Genomic DNA, 18,546 nt, shown 5'->3' on the forward strand with positions numbered 1-18,546 from the left:
GATGAAGCTCTCACCGCTGAACCAACGCCGCTGGTCAAACTTCCGCAAAAATCGCCGCGCGTTCTATTCGTTGATTATTTTCGCCGTGCTTTTTGGACTGTCCTTGTTCGCAGAATTTATCGCGAATGATAAGCCAATTTTGGTCAAGTATCGGGGTGAGTTTTACGTCCCAATATTCAACGTTTACTCGGAAGAGACATTCGGAGGGGATTTGCCCGTCGCTGCCGATTACGCTTGGATTAGTCAGAAATGTTTGATCAAGACAGGCGGCAATCTCGACTGTTATGATACGCCTGAAGAAACAATGTTAGACGCGGAAGACGGCGAAATTGCGGGTGAAAATATCGACAGGGGCTGGATGATTTGGCCCCTCATTCCCAACAATTACCGCAACCAAGTGAATCGCCCCGGCGCCGCTCCTTCGCCGCCTGATCGCTACAATTGGCTCGGTACCGATGACACAAAACGCGATGTTTTGGCGCGGGTGATTTACGGGTTCCGCCTGTCGATCCTTTTTACCCTTGTCGTTACGGGCATTTCTTCGGTTCTTGGGATCGTCGCGGGTGCGGTACAGGGGTATTTTGGTGGACGCGTTGACCTCATTTTTCAAAGGCTCCTTGAGATTTGGGGCTCAACCCCAAGCCTCTACGTCATCATCATCCTGTTCGCCGTTTTAGGGCGAAGTTTTTGGCTATTGGTCTTTGTGATGATCCTCTTTGGCTGGCCCGCCCTTGTGGGGGTTGTTCGAGCCGAATTCTTGCGGGCACGCAACTTTGAATACGTGCGCGCGGCGCGGGCATTGGGCGTTTCCAATCGCGTGATTATGTTCCGCCATATGCTGCCGAACGCTATGGTCGCGACCCTGACGTTAATGCCGTTCATCATTACCGGCACAATCGGAAGCCTCGCGGGCCTCGATTTCCTCGGATATGGATTGCCGTCTTCGTCGCCGTCCCTCGGCGAGTTGACTCAGCAAGCCAAGCAAAACCTTCAAGCTCCGTGGCTGGCCTTCTCGGCGTTTTTCACCTTCACTATCATGCTGTCACTCCTCGTCTTTATTTTCGAGGGAATCCGCGACGCATTTGACCCCCGAAAGGTGTTCCAATGAAGACCGCACTTCAAGTCCGCAACCTCCACATCGGCTTCATGCAGGACGGCGTTTTAAATGAGGCCGTCAAAGGGGTTTCCTTTGAGGTCGGTGAAGGCGAAACCGTCGCGTTGGTTGGGGAATCTGGATCGGGAAAGTCGATCACTGCGTTGTCCACTGTGTCGCTTCTGCCAGAAAGTGCTCGGATTTCAGGCTCCGTTATCTATCAAGGGACGGAAATGATCGGCGCCCCCGATAAAGATCTGCGACGTGTGCGGGGAAATGATATTAGCTTTATTTTCCAAGAGCCTATGACTTCGCTTAATCCTCTACATACCATCGAAAAACAGTTGGTTGAGGGCATCGCCTTGCATCAGGGACTGACGGGAAAGGCTGCGCGGGATCGCGTTGTTGAACTGTTGGAAAAGGTTGGAATCCCAGACCCGCGCGGTCGACTTGATGCGTACCCCCACCAACTTTCTGGTGGCCAACGGCAGCGTGTGATGATCGCAATGGCCCTCGCGAACGGACCGGAGCTTCTGATTGCAGATGAGCCAACAACGGCTTTGGATGTGACCATTCAAGCACAAATCCTTGAGCTTTTATCGGAGCTTAAAAAGAGCGAGAACATGAGCCTTTTGTTCATCACCCACGATCTGGGGATTGTGCGCAAAATCGCGGATCGGGTAGTGGTGATGCGCAATGGCGAGGTCGTAGAGACGGGCCCAACAGCCGAGATATTTGACGCGCCCAAGCATCCCTACACAAAACAATTGCTCGATGCGGAGCCCGCGGGGCGGCCAGAACCTGTACTTTCTGATGCAAAGCCATTGATTAAAACCACGGACTTGCGGATTTGGTTCCCGATTCACAAAGGGTTCCTCAAGCGTACTGTTGGGCACATCAAAGCTGTCAATCAGGCGAGCCTTTCGGTGCGTTCGGGGGAAACCCTCGGGATCGTTGGCGAGTCGGGGTCGGGTAAAACGACCCTCGCGCTCGCTATCATGCGGCTCATTCAATCACAGGGTCATATTGAGTTTGATGGGCGGGCGATTGACTCCCTTAAAAATCGCGACATGACTCCGTTGCGCCGCGATATGCAGATTGTGTTTCAGGACCCGTTCGGCTCCCTATCACCACGCATGACCGCAGGTCAGATTATTGCCGAAGGTTTGGCGATCCACGACGTGGCGCAAGGCCGCGCGCCCTTGGATTTGGTCAAAGAAATGATGCTGGAAACGGGGCTTGATCCGGCCACCATTGATCGCTATCCGCACGAGTTCTCGGGTGGGCAACGCCAACGTATTGCCATCGCGCGTGCGATGATTTTGCGACCAAAACTTGTGGTGCTTGATGAGCCAACTTCGGCCTTAGACCGGACTGTTCAGCAACAAATCATTGCGCTTCTGCGAGATCTTCAGAAGAAATATCAACTGGGATATTTGTTCATCAGCCATGACCTTAAAGTTGTTCGCACCCTCAGTCATAAAGTGATCGTTATGAAAAATGGCGATGTGGTCGAAGCAGGGACGAGCGATCAGATATTCGAAAACCCGACAACGGAATACACCCGCGCTCTTATTGCTGCTGCTCTAGATCTGAACGTAACCTCGGCCTAAACGGCCGAGCTATGGCCTGTTTTAGAGAGGGCGTAGGCGTCAAAGGCGCGTGCGATGACTCGTGTGAGAGGCCGGAATGCAGGCGGTATTTCAAGTACGCCATTCGATAGGGTGACTACGTCGGAAAACTGTGAAGCCACGGGTTCTATTAGGAGCAATATTTCCGCTTTTTGCAGCCCGAATTCCTTGGCAATCTGACCCGTATCTATTTTAAAGTCGCACATCAGAACTTCAATCAACCGACCGCGCAGTTTATCGTTGGCAGAAAAACTATGGCCTTTTTTCGTTGAAAAATTCCCACCACGGATGGCCGCGATATGTTGCGAAGTTGCTGCAGCGTTCTGGGTATATCCCTGAGGAAAGCGGGAGATCGATGATGCCCCAAGCCCGATCAGCACATCCGACGTGTCCTCGGTATAACCTTGAAAATTCCGCCGCAGTCTACCCGCTTTTTGGGCGATACTGAGACCGTCGGAGGGCAGGGCGAAATGGTCGATCCCTACGGCGGTATACCCGTCCCATTCAAATAATTTCCGAGCAACTTCAAATAAGGCCAAACGTTCTTGAGGGGAGGGCAGGGCCTCCTCGGGGATCATGTTTTGACGACGCGCCATCCAAGGCACATGGGCGTAGCCATAGAGCGCTACTCGGTCCGGTGAAAGCGAGAGTAATTTTTGCACGCTTTGGGTGATTTTTTCAGGTGTTTGGTGCGGCAAACCATAGAGAATATCGGCATTGAGCGATGCGATACCGCGTGCGCGGATTGCAGTGATGGCGGATTCTGTGAGCTCGTAGCTTTGCTCACGGCCAATTGTTTTTTGGATTTCTGGGTCGAAGTCCTGAACGCCAATTGAGGCCCGATTCATACCCGCTTTTGCAAGGGCATCCAAACGCGCGTCGTCAATTTCGTTGGGATCGATTTCAACCGAAAACTCCCCATCCGGCGCGAGGGGGGCGACGCTGTAAATCGCCTCCGCCAGTTCCGTCATCATGTCGGGAGCGAGGAGAGTCGGCGTACCACCGCCCCAGTGAAGCCGCTCGAGGGTAACGCCTTTTGGCAACGTCGCCCGCAGCAATTCGATCTCGGCTTTTAGGACCTCAAGGTAGGCGCGCACTGGCGCATCCGATGTTGTTCCTTGGGTGCGACAGGCGCAAAACCAACACAGGCGTCGACAAAACGGCACATGCACATAAAGCGAAATCTGCCGCCCTTCCGGGATCGCGAAAATCCAGTTCACGAAAGTCTCGGGCCCAACGTCAGCGGAAAAATGTGGCGAGGTCGGATAACTGGTGTAACGCGGCACGCGCGCGTCGAAAAGTCCGTGACGGGCAAGTTGTATATTTTGTTCCATCCAGATACCCTAAGGGTAGTCTGGGCGGTACGGCTTTGACTCAAATCAAATTGCGAGACCGTAATGAGACCAGCCGACACAGTTATGAACTTTAGTTCTTGTGGCGATTGCCCAATTCGCGAACGTGCGGTTTGTGCACGGTGCGAACCTGACGAATTGGATGTGCTTGAGAAAATTAAATATTACCGGAGCTATGAGGCGGGTCAGACGGTTGTTTGGGCGGGGGACCGCATGGATTTTGTGGCGTCTGTTGTGTCTGGAATCGCATGTTTAAGCCAGACTATGGAAGATGGCCGCACGCAGATGGTTGGCCTTTTGCTTCCATCAGATTTTGTCGGACGTCCCGGTCGCGCGATTGCCGCCTATGAGGTGACAGCGACCACGGATCTTGTAATGTGCTGTTTTCGCAAGAAACCATTTGAGGATTTGGTTGAGTCCACCCCTGCAATTTCCCGCCGTTTGCTGGAAATGACGCTGGATGAGTTGGACGCTGCGCGGGAATGGATGCTGCTTTTGGGGCGCAAAACAGCCCGCGAGAAAATCTCCAGTCTCTTTGCTATCATTGGTCAGCGCAGCACGCCGTTTTCGGGCGAGGGCATGCGGACAACGTTGGAGTTTGATTTGCCGCTCACCCGTGAAGCGATGGGGGATTACTTGGGTTTGACGATTGAAACCGTGAGTCGCCAAATTACAGCGCTCAAGAAAAGCGGTGTCATCGAACTCGACGGTAAGCGCCACGTTCGGATTCCAGACTTTCAACGATTGCTAGCTGAAGCCGGAGATGATTCGGATGGAGGAATGCCCTCATAGGCAAATTGGGCGGAAAAAACTCCCGCCCAAAGCGTTCCTAGTGCGCCATAAATACTGGTACTTCAGTTCGTTCAAGCATGTGACGCGTGGCGCCGCCTAAGATGGCTTCGCGGAAACGTGAATGGCCATAGGCCCCCATGACCAACATATCCGCATCGGTATCCACGATATGGCGGGTTAAAACATCCGCGACACGCGGTAGGGATTTTGCGAGCACGGAAATCTCGGCCTTCACGCCATGACGAGCCAGCATTTGCGACAACGGACCACCGGGGTCTGAGCGATTGGCCCCATGGGCAGGTGGGTCAATTATCGTGATATTTACTAAATCCGCAGAGATCATAAGGGGCAGAGCGGCACGAATTGCGTTCAGAGCTTCTAGGCTCTCATTCCACGCAACCACGATCCGCTTGGGCTTAACAGCCGATTTGGCTTTGTCCGGCACAATAATGGTCGACGCGTGCCCTTCAAACAAGGCCGACTCTAAGAGAGCTTCGTCTTGACCGCCGCGCCCTTCACCATAGGGTTTTGGAAGAATAACAACGTCAGAAAAGCGCGCGTGAATTGAGACGAGACGCGCAAGGCTGGGCAAAGCGACGGTGGCTTTGTCGACTGCCCAAGTAAATGGCGACCCTTCTAGAGTTTTGCGCGTCCACGCTTCGCTTTTTCCAGCGTCTTCTTGGGCGTGCGCAAAGGCTTCTTGCTGGATCAGAGCATTGGCGCCTGCGTAATAATACCCTACTTGAGTGCGGTCGATCCCAAGGCAAAACGCATCCAAGTGACCGTTTTGCTCGGTTGTCATATTTGCCGCATAGCTAAGAGCTGCAGCACTGGTTATTGAATCCGTCATAAACGTAAGGATTGATTTATAGGCCATGGGGGGTCTCCTTCTATGTTGTATGTGGATACTAGGAGGATGTGCGTTGTTGTTCTTTGACCTCGATCAACCTTTTGATGGCATGAATTGACATGGATCAAAGCGCGCCCTTAGGCTGGAAAGATACCAAAAATTATAAGAACGCACCGGCATGACCAGAATCATGACGGGAATGGACGAAGGGACAGAAAATGTGGGATTATTTTAAGCTGCTCTTGCTTGCGCTCGTGGCGGTTTTTGCTGCCATTGCCGCAAATTACGCAAGAGATTTGGCTTATCAGGTGCACGCCGTACTCGTTATGGCTGTGGCTGCTGGGCTTTTTGTTTGGACATTGCGCCAAACAGGAGAGCCTAAAAAGGCAGCTCCAACCGGATATATGGACGATGTCATTCGCGCGGGGGCGGTTGCCACTGTGGCTTGGGGTATCGTTGGATTTTTGGCGGGGACGTTTATCGCGTTTCAACTGGCTTTCCCGGTATTGAATTTCGAATGGGCCGAAGGCTATGCCAACTTCGGACGTCTTCGCCCGTTGCACACATCGGCAGTTATCTTCGCCTTTGGCGGGAACGCGCTGATTTGTACCAGCTTTTATGTTGTTCAACGGACCTCCGCGGTGCGCCTTTGGGGCGGCAATCTCGCGTGGTTCGTGTTTTGGGGCTATAACCTCTTCATCGTTTTGGCCGCGACAGGATATCTGCTCGGATCGACACAGTCCAAAGAATACGCCGAGCCTGAATGGTATGTCGATATTTGGCTAACGATTGTTTGGGTCGCCTATTTGCTGGTTTTCATGGGCACCATTATGAAGCGCAAAGAAAAGCACATCTATGTGGCGAACTGGTTCTACCTTTCGTTCATTGTTACCGTGGCGATGCTACATATCGTCAACAACCTCAGCCTTCCGGTGTCGATCTTTGGGTCTCGCTCGGTGCAGCTCTTCTCTGGGGTTCAGGATGCGATGACGCAGTGGTGGTACGGCCATAACGCGGTGGGCTTCTTCCTCACGGCGGGTTTCTTGGGAATGATGTACTACTTCGTGCCCAAACAGGCCGAACGTCCAGTGTATTCCTATAAGCTGTCGATCATCCACTTTTGGGCGCTGATCTTTCTTTATATCTGGGCGGGGCCACACCACCTTCACTATACCGCACTACCTGACTGGGCGACGACGCTTGGTATGGTGTTCTCGATTATTCTCTGGATGCCAAGCTGGGGGGTATGATCAACGGTCTGATGACGCTTTCGGGCGCATGGGATAAGTTGCGCACCGATCCGATCATTCGCATGATGGTCGTCTCGATTGGCTTCTATGGTATGTCCACCTTTGAGGGGCCGATGATGTCGATCAAATCGGTCAACTCGCTCAGCCACTATACAGACTGGACCATTGGTCACGTGCACTCTGGTGCGCTTGGTTGGAACGGTATGATCACCTTTGGTGCGATGTATTATCTCTTCCCACGTCTGTGGAACAAAGAGCGCCTTTATTCACTCAAGCTTGTGAATTGGCACTTCTGGCTGGCCACAATCGGAATCGTTTTCTATGCGGCCTCCATGTGGGTCACCGGAATTATGGAAGGTCTGATGTGGCGCGAGGTTGACTCTCAAGGGTTCCTTGTATGGGCATTCGCTGACACGCTTGGCCCGAAATTCCCAATGTTGGTCGTACGCGGTTTGGGCGGAGTTCTGTTCCTCTCTGGCGCATTGATCATGGCGTATAACCTCTGGATGACTGTTGTGCGGGCCCCTGAAAAGGCCCCCGCGATGGTCGCCGCAGAATAAGGAGGGTTCAGATATGGGAATTCTCGACAAACACAAAGTCATTGAGAAAAATGCGACTCTCCTGTTGATCGGCAGCCTTTTGGTTGTCTCCATCGGGGGGATCGTAGAAATCGCGCCACTGTTTTACATCCAAAATACGATCGAAGACGTTGAGGGCATGCGTCCTTATTCTCCGCTCGAATTGACGGGGCGCGAAATCTATGTGCGTGAAGGATGCTACGTCTGTCACAGCCAGATGATCCGTCCGATGCGCGACGAAGTTGAGCGTTATGGTCACTATAGTTTGGCGGCCGAAAGCATGTATGACCACCCGTTCCAATGGGGTTCAAAACGCACGGGGCCAGACCTTGCGCGTGTTGGCGGCCGCTATTCCGACGAGTGGCACATCGCGCACCTCAACAATCCACAATCCGTGGTGCCTGAGTCGATCATGCCGAAATATGGCTTCCTTGAGGACAATTTGATCGATGGTAAATACATCGGCGATTTGCTTCAGGCGCATAAAATGGTCGGCGTCCCTTATACGGAAGAAATGTTGGACAACGCCCAAGCTGACTTTATGGCGCAAGCGGATCCAGACAGCGACTATGACGATATGCTCGAACGCTATCCAAAAGCGCAGGTGCGCAACTTCGATGGCCAAGAGGGTATTTCGGAAACCGATGCGCTGGTGGCGTATCTTCAAATGCTCGGGACATTGGTTGATTTTTCAACCTTCACGCCCGACCCAGACCGCTAGGAGGGCGCATCATGTATACATTCTTGCGTCAGCTTGCCGACAGCTGGGTATTGCTCCTTATGTTCGCTTTCTTCTTGGGGGTGTTCCTTTGGGTTTTCCGTCCGGGAAGCAAAAAGATTTATAAAGAGACGGCAAATATCCCATTTGAACATGAAGACCACCCCGCACCCGATGTGGCCCCAAAGGCCTCAAAGGCGCCCAGAGACGAAAGTGAGGAGGCGTAGCCATGTCAAAGAAACCTGTAAAAAAACAAGATCCGGAAACAACAGGCCACAGTTGGGATGGGATTGAAGAATTCAACAATCCTTTGCCGCGTTGGTGGCTCTGGACGCTTTATGCCTGCATCATATGGGGTATTGGCTACTCCATCGCCTATCCCGCGTGGCCCTTGATCAACGGGGCGACGCGGGGGGTGCTTGGATACTCAACCCGCGCCGAAGTGGCCGAAGATATTGCGTATTTCAAGGCAGCCAATGCTGATCTGCGCGAAGAGTTGGTGGCTGCGGATTTGAGCGAAGTGGCCAATAATCCCGAACTTCTCCATTTTGCCAATGCAAATGGACGCGCGGTTTTCGCAACGTGGTGTTCGCAATGTCACGGGTCGGGTGCTGCGGGGGCTGTTGGCTTCCCCAACTTGCTCGACAACGACTGGCTTTGGGGCGGCGAGATCGAAGAGATCAATGAAACGGTCACTGTCGGTGTTCGCAACGAAACCAACGACGATGCGCGTTACTCCGAGATGCCAGCTTTTGGCGACATTCTTGAAGAAGAAGAAATCGCGCAAGTTACGGAGTTCGTCCTCTCGCTCTCGGATGATGATGTCGATCAAACCATGGCGCTCGCCGGGGCGACTGTTTTTGCAGATAATTGCGCTGCCTGTCACGGGGAAGAGGGTCTAGGTGACAAAAGTCAAGGCGCACCGAATCTTGCCGATGCAATCTGGCTCTACGGAGGTGATCGTGAAACGATCATGCAAACCGTTACCAACAGCCGCTTTGGCGTGATGCCGGCATGGAATGCACGTTTGAGCGAATCAGATATTCGCGCCGTTGCGATCTATGTCCACGGTCTTGGCGGTGGCGAATAACAAGTTCTAAGGGCGCGAGTCCTTAGTATGGTGCTGACGTCCTGTCCTGTTCGCGCGTTTCTTAGGGCGCAGTACCAAAACAAAGGCGGCAAGCTCCTTCGGGGTCTTGCCGTTTTTGCGTTTTCGCTGCGACCAAGGCGCACAGCCTGCCTGATTTCGAATTGGTCGCAGGGACAATTTCGCGTTTGTGTGAAACTTTGATACACATCAAAGAACCGCGCGGTGATTTCCACCATTAGTGCAGTTCACTATAGGCCCAAGGAGGCGTAAATGAGCGCGTCAGACACACCACCAAAACTCTATGCGGCCCATGAGCCAATTTTTCCACGCCGCGTTTCGGGTGTCTTTCGGAACCTGAAGTGGTGGATTATGGCGGTTACGCTTGGGATTTACTATTTGCTCCCTTGGGTGCGTTGGGATCGCGGAGCGAGTCTTTCTGACCAAGCCGTGCTTATTGATTTGGCCCATCGCCGCTTCTTTTTCTTCTGGATCGAAATCTGGCCGCATGAGTTTTATTTCATCGCAGGCCTGTTGATTATGGCCGGGCTTGGGTTGTTTTTGTTTACGTCCGCGCTGGGCCGTGTCTGGTGTGGATATGCTTGTCCCCAAACGGTTTGGACGGATTTGTTCATTCTGGTGGAACGTTGGATTGACGGTGACCGAAACGCCCGTGTGCGCCTCTGGAATGCCAAGTGGGATGCGCGCAAGGTACGTCTTCGGTTGACGAAATGGGCCGTTTGGCTTCTCATCGCGGTCGCGACAGGGGGCGCTTGGGTTTTCTACTTCACGGATGCACCCACGTTGGCCGTGAATTTACTACATGGAACGGCACATCCGATTGCCTATACAACTATTGCTATCCTGACGCTCACGACTTTCGTTTTTGGCGGATTTATGCGTGAGCAAATTTGCATTTATATGTGCCCATGGCCACGTATTCAGGCAGCAATGACCGACGAAGACACGCTCATGGTGGCTTATCGTCACTGGCGTGGCGAACCGCGTGGCAAGTTGCAAAAAGCCGCGCCCGAAGCGTACGTTGATGTGGCGCCGCAGGGCGACTGTATCGACTGTATGGCCTGCGTGAATGTGTGCCCCGTTGGCATCGATATTCGGGATGGACAGCAGCTTGAGTGTATCACCTGTGCGTTGTGCATTGATGCCTGCGACGAGGTAATGGACCGGATTGGCAAGCCGCGTGGGTTGATCGATTATATGGCCCTCACGGATGAAATTGCCGAAATGGCAGGCAAGCCGCCGCGTTCGCTCTGGAAGCATATCCTTCGTCCGCGCACGATCCTTTATTCTGTGCTTTGGTCGCTGGTTGGGTTCGGCCTTATGTTTGCGCTCTTTATTCGCAGTGATATCGATTTCGTGATCTCGCCCGTGCGTAATCCGACATATGTAACGCTTTCGGACGGTTCTATTCGCAACACATATGAAGTAAGGTTGCGCAACAAACTTGGCGATGAGCGCGGCTTTCAAGTGTCTATCACCTCCGACGCCGACCTAACTGTGCAAGTAGACGATCGCGAAAACAATGTGGTCATGGTGAACCCCGACGAGACCTTCATGCAGCGGGTTCACATCGTCGCGCCCTCCGGCTCGGCCGCCGCGAAAACCGATAGCACGCCGGTAAGAATTTGGATTGAAGATACCGAAACACTCGATCGCGCCTACAAAGACACGATATTTAATGGGAACGGAAAATGAGCAGTAAACCAATCACAGGTCGGCAAGTCTTTTTCTTTGTCTCAGGGGCGTTTGCAATTGTTATCGGGGTAAATCTCACGATGGCCTATTATGCGGTGAGTACCTTCCCGGGGCTTGAGGTGAAAAACTCCTATGTGGCCAGCCAACAGTTTAACGACAAACTCAAGACGCAACTTGCACTTGGATGGACCGTTGTACCAACTTACGCCGATGGCGTTTTGGAGATTGCCATAACGGACGAAGCGGGCACACCCGTTGAGGCACAACAGATCTCGGGCATCCTAGGACGTGCGACCCATGATCGCGCGGATACTCTGCCCAGTTTCACCTATGCGAACGGTGTTTTTAGCACGCCTGCTGAGCTTGATGTCGGCAATTGGAATTTCCGCATGCAGGCCGTTTCTGTGGATGGAACACCGTTTGAACAACGTGTCGTCATCCATGTGAAAACGAAGTAATGAGCTCCATGGCTGCCTGTCCTGCATGTGCAGCGGCCCCGGCGGCCGAAGCGCTTGCTGCGCGGGTTCAGGCCGCGACAGGCCAGCATGAAGCAATTATGCTCTCGCTTCCGACGGTCCATTGCGCCGCTTGTATTTCGGCTGTTGAGCGGGGACTATTGGCAACCAAAGGCGTGACAAATGCGCGGGTCAACCTGACGCTCAAACGGGTGCGAGTTGAAGCTGAGCCGGAGGTTGATGCCGAGGCGCTGATTTCTGTCTTGGACGGAATCGGCTTTGAAGCGCATGAGCTAGATGCCGATACCATTGCCGCGACGCAAACCGACACGGCGGGCCGCGCACTTTTGATGCGCCTCGCGGTTGCGTTTTTTGCGTCGATGAATGTGATGCTTTTGTCGGTTGCCGTTTGGTCGGGGGCCGAGGGGCCCACGCGCGATATGTTCCACTGGATTTCCGCGGCCATTGCGTTTCCCGCGGTTGGTTTCGCGGCACAGCCTTTCTTTGCGAGTGCTTTTTCGGCGCTGTCCAAGGGGCGGATGAATATGGATGTGCCAATTGCCCTCGCGATTGCGCTGGCGTTGGGCACATCCCTGTATGAGACGATGCATTCGGGCGAATACGCCTATTTTGACGCGGCCCTCACGCTAACCTGCTTCCTTCTCGCGGGACGTTACCTTGACCACCGCACACGTGCGGTGGCGCGCTCGGCGGCCGAAGAGCTTGCTGCACTGGAGGTTCCTCGCGCGATCCGCTTGAGCGATGGTAGCACCGAGGGGCCGACAGAGGAGGTGGTGCCGTTGGCAGCCCTTTCTGTCGGGGATCATGTTTTGGTGCGCCCTGGTTCGCGTATGCCGGTTGACGGGGTGATCCTAACGGGCGAAAGCGAGATTGATCGCTCGCTTCTGACGGGGGAAACTTTGCCGATATTTGCCGCCCCCGGGTATCAGATCAGTGCGGGCGAAGTGAACCTCACGGGGCCGCTGGTCGTTCGGGCCACCGCCATTGGCCGTGACAGTTCGTTGCATCAAATGGCCGACCTCGTGGCCATCGCCGAGAGTGGTCGTAGTCGCTATACATCCCTCGCCGATCAGGCGGCCAAGCTCTATGCGCCTGGTGTGCATATCCTTGCATTGGCCTCTTTTATCGGCTGGTATTTCTTTACACGCGACATGCGCCAAGCGATCAATGTGGCGGCTGCCGTTTTAATTATCACGTGCCCCTGCGCCCTTGGTCTCGCGGTACCTGCGGTCACAACGGCAGCCTCGGGGCGGCTTTTTAAGCGCGGAATGCTCATCAAGCACGAGACCGCCCTAGAACGCCTCGCTCAAGTTGATTGCGTTGTCTTTGACAAAACAGGCACGCTAACCACGGGTACACCGATTTTGGCGAGCACCGAACACTCGGACTTGGATTTGGAGATTGCCGGCGCCCTCGCGAAGGGATCAAGCCATCCCCTCGCACGGGCCTTGTGTCAGATTGGCACGGGTTCTGAGGTCTCAAATGCACAGCTTGTTTCAGATATCGTCGAAAAGCCGGGTTATGGGCTTGAGGGGATGTGGAACGACTTGCCGGTTCGTCTTGGGCGCGGCGATTGGCTCGGGGCTGATACGTCGGGGGCCACTGGCCCATCTACTTACCTCAAAGTTGGCGCTTCTGCCGCAGTGTCGTTTGGTTTCGAAGATACCCTTCGAATGGGTGCTGAAGAAGCTGTGCGGGAGCTTTTATCGAGGGGAATCGAAGTTCATCTTCTGTCGGGGGACACCGAAGCCTCTGTGCGCACACTCGCGCAAACGCTGAACATTCCGACCTATAGTGCAGGGGTGCTGCCTGCGCTAAAAGCGGATTACGTGAACGCGCTTTCCGAAACCCATCACGTTTTGATGGTCGGGGATGGACTCAATGATACTGCAGCTCTTGCTGCCGCCTATGTGTCGATGTCGCCTGCAACTGCCCTTGATGCCGCGCGCGTGGCGTCGGATGTTGTGCTGCTGGGGAATGATCTTTCCGTGCTTCCTGACGCGCTTAAAACAGCCCAAAACGCGACCAAACGCATTCGCGAAAACTTCCGCATTGCGACACTGTATAATGTGATCGCCGTGCCGATCGCCGTTGCAGGATTGGCGACCCCCCTTGCTGCAGCCCTCGCCATGTCGGCAAGTTCGATTACCGTATCCCTCAACGCATTGCGCCTAAGGTAAAACATGCAGATTATCGCCTACCTCATCCCGATTTCGCTTGGCCTTGGAGCCTTGGGTCTGGGTGCGTTTTTTTGGGCGCTGCGGCGGGGGCAATTTGAAGACCCTAAAGGTGACAGCGCACGGATATTAAGCGACGATTGGGACGATGAACCCCGCCCCTAAGATGCCGGTGTGATGACTTCACAGGGGGTGCTACGGGCGGACAAACGACGGCAGGCGAGTTCTGCGGCATCCTTAGACATTCCCGTGAAATTTGCTTTGAAACCTTGGCTGGAACTCTGCGCCTTGCGCACGGTGCCATCCAAAGTCGCCATTTCCCGAAGGGCTGTCTTGAGCAATGCACGCTCCGCTTGGTAGCGGGTATTGAATGTCCCAACAGTGACACCCCAGTATCGGTCTGTGGAATTTGATACACGTGTCACAACGATGGGAGTTTCTTGCGCGATGTGAACTTCTGGCGTAACGGCGGCCAAAACGATGGTCTCGGAAGGCGTGTCAAAAGCTTCTGGTCGCGCTTGCGGTGCACGCGATACTTCATCAAACTTTACGTCTTGTGCCTCACGTAACGCATCTTCAATCGTGTCTTGGAGAGAGGCCGCAATTGCATCCATTGGCACTTGCTCGGTCATGACAACTGTCGGACGCGGTATGGGGCGTAGGCTTGTGTTTACGGCGGTCACTATGCGGATTGTTTTGGAACCAGTGTTTGTTGCTGCGGCCATGGCGGCACCACTGCCGTCATTGCCAACATATGCTGGGCGTTTTGGCTTACGTATAGAGGCTGTCTTGGGGGCGCGTCGAAAGCCTAGGTCCATGAGTTCCGCAACTTTTGCGTTGCGAGATGCCGTGGAGCGCCCGCCGAAAACAGTGGTAATAATGCGAACGTTCCCACGTTCAGCAGAGGCGACCAAATTGAAACCGGCCGCGTTCGTGTACCCCGTTTTTATTCCGTCGGCCCCTTTGTAGGCTTTCAAAAAGCGGCGGTTTGTATGGTTGACGGTTGCAACACCTGCATCTGCCGAAATACGGGAAAATAGGTTGTAATATGCGGGATAGTCGTAAAAAACATGACGCCCAAGCTTGGACATATCGCTTGCTGTCGAAAGATGTCCGGATTCGGTAAGACCATGTGCGTTTTTAAACGTCGTTTTGGTCATCCCCATGGCTTTTGCTGTGCGGTTCATCCTGCGGGCAAAGGCGGCTTCACTGCCGGAAATGGCTTCGCCAAGGGCCGTTGCGGCATCGTTGGCAGATTTGACTGCCGCGGCTCGAATCAGATATCTAAGTTCAATACGTTGCCCTGATTTTAAGCCGAGCTTTGAGGGCTGTTCGCTTGCCGCTTTCTTTGAGATCAAAACTTTGGTGTCGAGGGAAATTTCGCCGTTCTCTACCGCCTCAAACACCACGTATAGGGTCATCATTTTTGTCAAAGAAGCGGGATGTAGTCGCGTATCAGCATTGCTGGAATGCAGGACTTCACCCGTTCGCGCATCCATCACATATGCGGCATAAGGGGCTGCACGCGCCATGGTCGCACCAAACATGGTGGCGCACATAAACGCGATCAGAATCGATCTATATTGGACGTACCGCCCTAGACGTGTTTTCACGTCGCCCGCCTTTTTATAACTGCCTCGTGCCGTCGATTTTCCGACTGACATTGTTTTGTTACAGGAACGTTAGCACAGCCGATTCATTCAGAAAACACCCAATTTTGGGAAAAAGTCGTTAAGTTTGAAAGTGTTGCATTCAATATTTTGTACCTACGTCGGTGACCTCCTCTACATGTAGGAGTTGGTGCGTCTGGCTAGGAATTGTTGAACGCGCTCAATGCCGCGCCAAGATGTGACAAGTCGGGGATTTCAGCCAGTCGCTCACTGGCCACGGGCATGGTGGCGTGCTCTAATTCCCAAGTCATTCCGTGCGGTACATACACGGCACGCGCCCCTGTGGCGAGGACGGGTATAATATCGGACTTTAGGGAGTTTCCGACCATCAACACTTCATTTGGATTAAGATTGTGTCGCGCGAAAACACCACGGTAAGAGGTTTCATTTTTGTCTGATAGAACTTCCACTCCATCAAAAAATTCTCCCAAACCGGATTGGGCCAATTTACGTTCCTGATCCAGAAGGTCTCCTTTGGTAATCAGAAGAATTTTGTGATCCGGCGCCAGCATCTCGAGTGTGGATTCGACATGGGGCAACAAGTGAATGGGGTGCTTAAGCATGTCCTGACCAGCGTCTAACAATTCTTGAATAATAGGTGCTGAAACCCGCGCGTCGGTCACTTCAATGGCGGTTTCAATCATCGAAAGGATAAACCCTTTCACCCCAAATCCATAATGGCCAAGATTGCGGCGTTCGGCTGCAAGAAGGCGCTCTGCGAGGTGATCTGCCTGTGTGAAATCTTGCAACAATACGGCGAATTTGTCTTGGGTCAGGCGAAAAAAGGCCTCGTTTTGCCAAAGCGTGTCATCCGCATCAAACCCAATTGTTGATATTTTTCGCATAAATCTCTCCACCTAACCCCTCGCCCCCCCTTACATAAGCTCCAACGAGCTTATATGTTCCTGTCACAAAAGAAGTGGATACTCGTGTGACGTCAATCGAAAATACCTCCCCCGCTAGGATGTCTGACAAAGATGATCCGCCAGACAACGAAGCGGGTGTTATCACAAAAACCGTCACCAAGACGGCGAAGCCTCCTATGTATAAGGTGTTGATCCTTAACGATGACTATACGCCCATGGAGTTCGTAATTTTTGTGTTGGAGCGCTTTTTTGGCGTGTCGCATCAACAGGCGTTTGATCTGATGCTGACGGTCCATAAAAAGGGCATTGCCGTTGTCGGTGTTTTCTCGCATGAAGTGGCGGAAACAAAAGTGTCTCAGGTCATGGATGCCGCACGTCAAAAGCAACACCCGTTGCAGTGCACGATGGAAAAGGAATAGGGCCGCGGCCCGAATTATGCAAAATCTTCGCCTCTCTCTTGCGCTTTCTGGTGCCGCTCTTACCCTTCCCGAAGACGGTAAAATTCTTGTTCTCAACGCGGGCCCTGACAGTGATCTTTCCGCGCTGCCCCGTGAACGTGTTATCGCGGTCCAAGGGTTTAAACCCGATTTTGATGCGCTTGAAAACGCGGGCTTCACAGTCCTAACAGAAGCAGAGGGCACATTCTCGATGGCGGTTGTTTTCTTGCCGCGCGCCAAAGCCGAGGCACGAGACGCAATTGCTATGGCAAATGCGTTTTGTCCGGATGGGATTGTTGTGGTTGATGGCCAGAAAACTGACGGAATCGACGGCATGTTTAAAGCGTGTCGCCAAAGGGCCGATTGCTCTGCTGCAATCTCAAAATCGCATGGAAAAATCTTCTGGTTCCCAGCAGGAACTAGTTTTGAAGATTGGGCTGCCCCAAAAGACGCGCAACTTGCCGCTCCAGGGTTTGTGACGCGCCCGGGTGTATTCTCGGCGGATGGCATTGATCCTGGCTCTGCGATTTTGGCCGGGGCACTTCCGCCGAAACTCGGTGAAGTCGTGGGTGATTTCGGAGCTGGATGGGGCTGGCTAACGGGTGAAATCCTCAAGCGTGAAACTGTAAAAACTGTGCATCTGGTTGAAGCAGATTTTGCCGCAATTACGTGTGCACGTGAGAATATTACCGACCCCCGCGCGGAATTTCATTGGGCGGATGTGACACGCTATAAGGCGTTGCCCGCATTTGACTCGATTGTGATGAACCCCCCGTTTCATACCTCGCGGGTCGGCGACCCCAATATCGGGAAGGCGTTCCTATCGGCGGCTGGCCGCTTCTTAAAGCCGCGTGGTGATCTCTGGGTCGTCGCGAACCGGCATTTGCCCTATGAAGCACATTTAAAAGAGGTCTTTCGTGTTGTGACTGAAGTTTCTGGGGACAATAAATTTAAAGTGTTCCACGCAACGCAACCGGTACAAAAAACTCGCGCGCCTTCGTGATCTAAACTTCCGTTTGGCGATAAAAATGAGGTTAGGGAATGTCTTTTTCGATATCAGGCAAGACGGCGATCATCACAGGGGCAGCAAACGGGGTCGGATTGGCAATCGGGCGCCATTTCGTGGCAAAAGGCGCCAATGTCATGTTTGCAGACATGGACGAAAAACGCCTGCAAAATGAACTAGATGGCCCCCTTGATGACGGTCCCGTGCGTTACTTCGCAGGGGATTTGCGCAAACGCCTCACAATTGCCAACCTTCTTTCCGCGACGATATCCGCCTTTGATCGCGTCGATATCCTTGTGAATTGCAGCCGACAAGTCGTTGTCTCCGATCCGCTCAACCCTCTCTCGGACGGGGTGAGCAAGCTGCTTGATCAGAACCTGATGACACCTTTGCGGGTAAGCCAAGCGGTCGCCAAACGGATGATCAAACAGGCCGAGGACGACGGCCAAAGCGAGGGATGCATCGGGTCGATTGTGAACCTATCGTCCATTGCGGCACAACGCTCCAACCCCAATTTAATGGCGCTTTCTGTGAGCACAGCAGCCTTGGATCAAATGACCCGATCCTTTGCCGTTGCAATGGCTCCGAGCCGTATTCGCGTGAACTCGGTGGCTTTTGGGAGCGTAATGAGCGCGAGTTTGAAGCATGCCCTCAAAGAGGACACGAGTTTACGCGAAAACATTACACGCCATACACCTTTGGGTCGGATCGCAAGCGCAAGTGAAGTTGCCGAGTCCGTACAGTTTTTAGCCAGTGACGCGAGTGGCTTTATGACCGGTCAGATCGTGACAATCGATGGTGGACGTACGTTGCTCGACCCCGTCGCGGCGCTCGCTCACTAGAAAGA

17 protein-coding genes and 1 pseudogene are annotated in these 18,546 nt (G+C 53.4%); 14 read left to right on the forward strand and 4 right to left on the reverse strand.

Annotated elements, in window-relative coordinates:
* Nucleotide 1: 1 nt before the first annotated feature.
* Nucleotides 2–1,108, forward strand: a complete 1,107-nt coding sequence (locus RC74_RS08660) for an ABC transporter permease (RefSeq protein WP_039001887.1) — start codon at nt 2–4, stop codon at nt 1,106–1,108.
* Nucleotides 1,105–2,706: an ABC transporter ATP-binding protein gene (locus RC74_RS08665; protein ID WP_039001888.1), complete on the forward strand. Its 1,602-nt coding sequence runs from the start codon at nt 1,105–1,107 to the stop codon at nt 2,704–2,706. Before RC74_RS08660 ends, RC74_RS08665 begins: the two co-directional genes overlap by 4 nt.
* Here the strand turns inward: RC74_RS08665 and hemN are convergent.
* Complete coding sequence (gene hemN, locus RC74_RS08670) at nt 2,703–4,058, reverse strand: oxygen-independent coproporphyrinogen III oxidase (protein WP_039001889.1); 1,356 nt, start codon at nt 4,056–4,058, stop codon at nt 2,703–2,705. The two genes, RC74_RS08665 and hemN, sit on opposite strands and share 4 nt — an antisense overlap.
* A 63-nt stretch (nt 4,059–4,121) precedes the next feature.
* On the opposite strand from hemN, the gene fnrL reads away from it, so the two are divergent.
* Nucleotides 4,122–4,868 carry a transcriptional regulator FnrL gene (gene fnrL, locus RC74_RS08675; protein WP_052274788.1) on the forward strand — a complete coding sequence of 249 codons (747 nt, stop codon included), beginning with the start codon at nt 4,122–4,124 and terminating at the stop codon, nt 4,866–4,868.
* A 37-nt stretch (nt 4,869–4,905) separates the two neighbouring features.
* Here the strand turns inward: fnrL and RC74_RS08680 are convergent, their stop codons facing one another.
* Complete coding sequence (locus RC74_RS08680) at nt 4,906–5,745, reverse strand: universal stress protein (RefSeq protein WP_039001891.1); 840 nt, start codon at nt 5,743–5,745, stop codon at nt 4,906–4,908.
* A gap of 191 nt (nt 5,746–5,936) precedes the next feature.
* Here RC74_RS08680 and ccoN point away from each other — a divergent pair.
* The 8 genes and pseudogenes from ccoN (at nt 5,937) to ccoS (ending at nt 13,885) form a co-directional block, all read left to right on the forward strand.
* A pseudogene (gene ccoN / locus RC74_RS08685) lies at nt 5,937–7,528 on the forward strand (cytochrome-c oxidase, cbb3-type subunit I).
* Nucleotides 7,529–7,541: 13 nt separating this feature from the next.
* The gene (gene ccoO / locus RC74_RS08690) at nt 7,542–8,267 is read left to right on the forward strand and encodes a cytochrome-c oxidase, cbb3-type subunit II (RefSeq protein ID WP_039001893.1); all 726 of its coding nucleotides are present in this window, start codon (nt 7,542–7,544) and stop codon (nt 8,265–8,267) included.
* A gap of 11 nt (nt 8,268–8,278) precedes the next feature.
* The gene (locus RC74_RS08695) at nt 8,279–8,491 is read left to right on the forward strand and encodes a CcoQ/FixQ family Cbb3-type cytochrome c oxidase assembly chaperone (RefSeq protein ID WP_039001894.1); all 213 of its coding nucleotides are present in this window, start codon (nt 8,279–8,281) and stop codon (nt 8,489–8,491) included.
* Nucleotides 8,492–8,493: 2 nt separating this feature from the next.
* Nucleotides 8,494–9,354, forward strand: a complete 861-nt coding sequence (gene ccoP, locus RC74_RS08700) for a cytochrome-c oxidase, cbb3-type subunit III (protein ID WP_039001895.1) — start codon at nt 8,494–8,496, stop codon at nt 9,352–9,354.
* A 270-nt stretch (nt 9,355–9,624) separates the two neighbouring features.
* On the forward strand, nt 9,625–11,067 hold the full coding sequence (gene ccoG / locus RC74_RS08705) for a cytochrome c oxidase accessory protein CcoG (protein ID WP_039001896.1): 1,443 nt from the start codon (nt 9,625–9,627) through the stop codon (nt 11,065–11,067).
* On the forward strand, nt 11,064–11,525 hold the full coding sequence (locus RC74_RS08710; RefSeq protein WP_039001897.1) for a FixH family protein: 462 nt from the start codon (nt 11,064–11,066) through the stop codon (nt 11,523–11,525). The genes ccoG and RC74_RS08710 overlap by 4 nt, the downstream gene beginning before the upstream one ends.
* Nucleotides 11,525–13,723, forward strand: a complete 2,199-nt coding sequence (locus RC74_RS08715; protein ID WP_039001898.1) for a heavy metal translocating P-type ATPase — start codon at nt 11,525–11,527, stop codon at nt 13,721–13,723. The genes RC74_RS08710 and RC74_RS08715 overlap by 1 nt, the downstream gene beginning before the upstream one ends.
* A gap of 3 nt (nt 13,724–13,726) precedes the next feature.
* Nucleotides 13,727–13,885, forward strand: coding sequence for a cbb3-type cytochrome oxidase assembly protein CcoS (gene ccoS, locus RC74_RS08720; RefSeq protein ID WP_039001899.1), 159 nt, complete (start codon nt 13,727–13,729; stop codon nt 13,883–13,885).
* Here ccoS and RC74_RS08725 read toward each other — a convergent pair.
* Together RC74_RS08725 and RC74_RS08730 are read right to left on the reverse strand one after the other, a co-directional pair.
* Entirely contained in the window at nt 13,882–15,279 is a 1,398-nt protein-coding gene (locus tag RC74_RS08725) for a D-alanyl-D-alanine carboxypeptidase family protein (protein WP_156477553.1), read from the reverse strand. The two genes, ccoS and RC74_RS08725, sit on opposite strands and share 4 nt — an antisense overlap.
* 251 nt (nt 15,280–15,530) lie before the next feature.
* Nucleotides 15,531–16,235, reverse strand: a complete 705-nt coding sequence (locus RC74_RS08730) for an HAD family hydrolase (protein WP_039001900.1) — start codon at nt 16,233–16,235, stop codon at nt 15,531–15,533.
* Nucleotides 16,236–16,354: 119 nt separating this feature from the next.
* Here RC74_RS08730 and clpS point away from each other — a divergent pair, with 119 nt between their 5' ends.
* The 3 genes from clpS to RC74_RS08745 are packed head-to-tail and all read left to right on the forward strand — an operon-like array spanning nt 16,355 to nt 18,541.
* Complete coding sequence (gene clpS, locus RC74_RS08735; RefSeq protein ID WP_039001901.1) at nt 16,355–16,675, forward strand: ATP-dependent Clp protease adapter ClpS; 321 nt, start codon at nt 16,355–16,357, stop codon at nt 16,673–16,675.
* A gap of 16 nt (nt 16,676–16,691) precedes the next feature.
* Nucleotides 16,692–17,696 carry a class I SAM-dependent methyltransferase gene (locus tag RC74_RS08740; protein WP_039001902.1) on the forward strand — a complete coding sequence of 335 codons (1,005 nt, stop codon included), beginning with the start codon at nt 16,692–16,694 and terminating at the stop codon, nt 17,694–17,696.
* Nucleotides 17,697–17,734: 38 nt separating this feature from the next.
* Complete coding sequence (locus tag RC74_RS08745) at nt 17,735–18,541, forward strand: SDR family NAD(P)-dependent oxidoreductase (RefSeq protein WP_039001903.1); 807 nt, start codon at nt 17,735–17,737, stop codon at nt 18,539–18,541.
* The last annotated feature ends 5 nt before the right edge of the window (nt 18,542–18,546 follow it).

The organism is Falsihalocynthiibacter arcticus (genome assembly GCF_000812665.2).
Lineage (GTDB): Bacteria > Pseudomonadota > Alphaproteobacteria > Rhodobacterales > Rhodobacteraceae > Falsihalocynthiibacter > Falsihalocynthiibacter arcticus.

Bases quoted from the DNA above. Each gene is read 5' to 3' on its own strand.
- ccoS (WP_039001899.1), top strand. From the start codon at position 13,727: ATGCAGATTATCGCCTACCTCATCCCGATTTCGCTTGGCCTTGGAGCC.
- RC74_RS08730 (WP_039001900.1), bottom strand. From the start codon at position 16,235: ATGCGAAAAATATCAACAATTGGGTTTGATGCGGATGACACGCTTTGG.
- RC74_RS08680 (WP_039001891.1), bottom strand. From the start codon at position 5,745: ATGGCCTATAAATCAATCCTTACGTTTATGACGGATTCAATAACCAGT.
- RC74_RS08710 (WP_039001897.1), top strand. From the start codon at position 11,064: ATGAGCAGTAAACCAATCACAGGTCGGCAAGTCTTTTTCTTTGTCTCA.
- ccoG (WP_039001896.1), top strand. From the start codon at position 9,625: ATGAGCGCGTCAGACACACCACCAAAACTCTATGCGGCCCATGAGCCA.
- RC74_RS08745 (WP_039001903.1), top strand. From the start codon at position 17,735: ATGTCTTTTTCGATATCAGGCAAGACGGCGATCATCACAGGGGCAGCA.
- ccoP (WP_039001895.1), top strand. From the start codon at position 8,494: ATGTCAAAGAAACCTGTAAAAAAACAAGATCCGGAAACAACAGGCCAC.
- RC74_RS08695 (WP_039001894.1), top strand. From the start codon at position 8,279: ATGTATACATTCTTGCGTCAGCTTGCCGACAGCTGGGTATTGCTCCTT.
- RC74_RS08665 (WP_039001888.1), top strand. From the start codon at position 1,105: ATGAAGACCGCACTTCAAGTCCGCAACCTCCACATCGGCTTCATGCAG.
- hemN (WP_039001889.1), bottom strand. From the start codon at position 4,058: ATGGAACAAAATATACAACTTGCCCGTCACGGACTTTTCGACGCGCGC.
- clpS (WP_039001901.1), top strand. From the start codon at position 16,355: ATGTCTGACAAAGATGATCCGCCAGACAACGAAGCGGGTGTTATCACA.
- RC74_RS08660 (WP_039001887.1), top strand. From the start codon at position 2: ATGAAGCTCTCACCGCTGAACCAACGCCGCTGGTCAAACTTCCGCAAA.
- RC74_RS08725 (WP_156477553.1), bottom strand. From the start codon at position 15,279: ATGTGCGCCACCATGTTTGGTGCGACCATGGCGCGTGCAGCCCCTTAT.
- fnrL (WP_052274788.1), top strand. From the start codon at position 4,122: ATGAGACCAGCCGACACAGTTATGAACTTTAGTTCTTGTGGCGATTGC.
- ccoO (WP_039001893.1), top strand. From the start codon at position 7,542: ATGGGAATTCTCGACAAACACAAAGTCATTGAGAAAAATGCGACTCTC.
- RC74_RS08740 (WP_039001902.1), top strand. From the start codon at position 16,692: ATGCAAAATCTTCGCCTCTCTCTTGCGCTTTCTGGTGCCGCTCTTACC.
- RC74_RS08715 (WP_039001898.1), top strand. From the start codon at position 11,525: ATGAGCTCCATGGCTGCCTGTCCTGCATGTGCAGCGGCCCCGGCGGCC.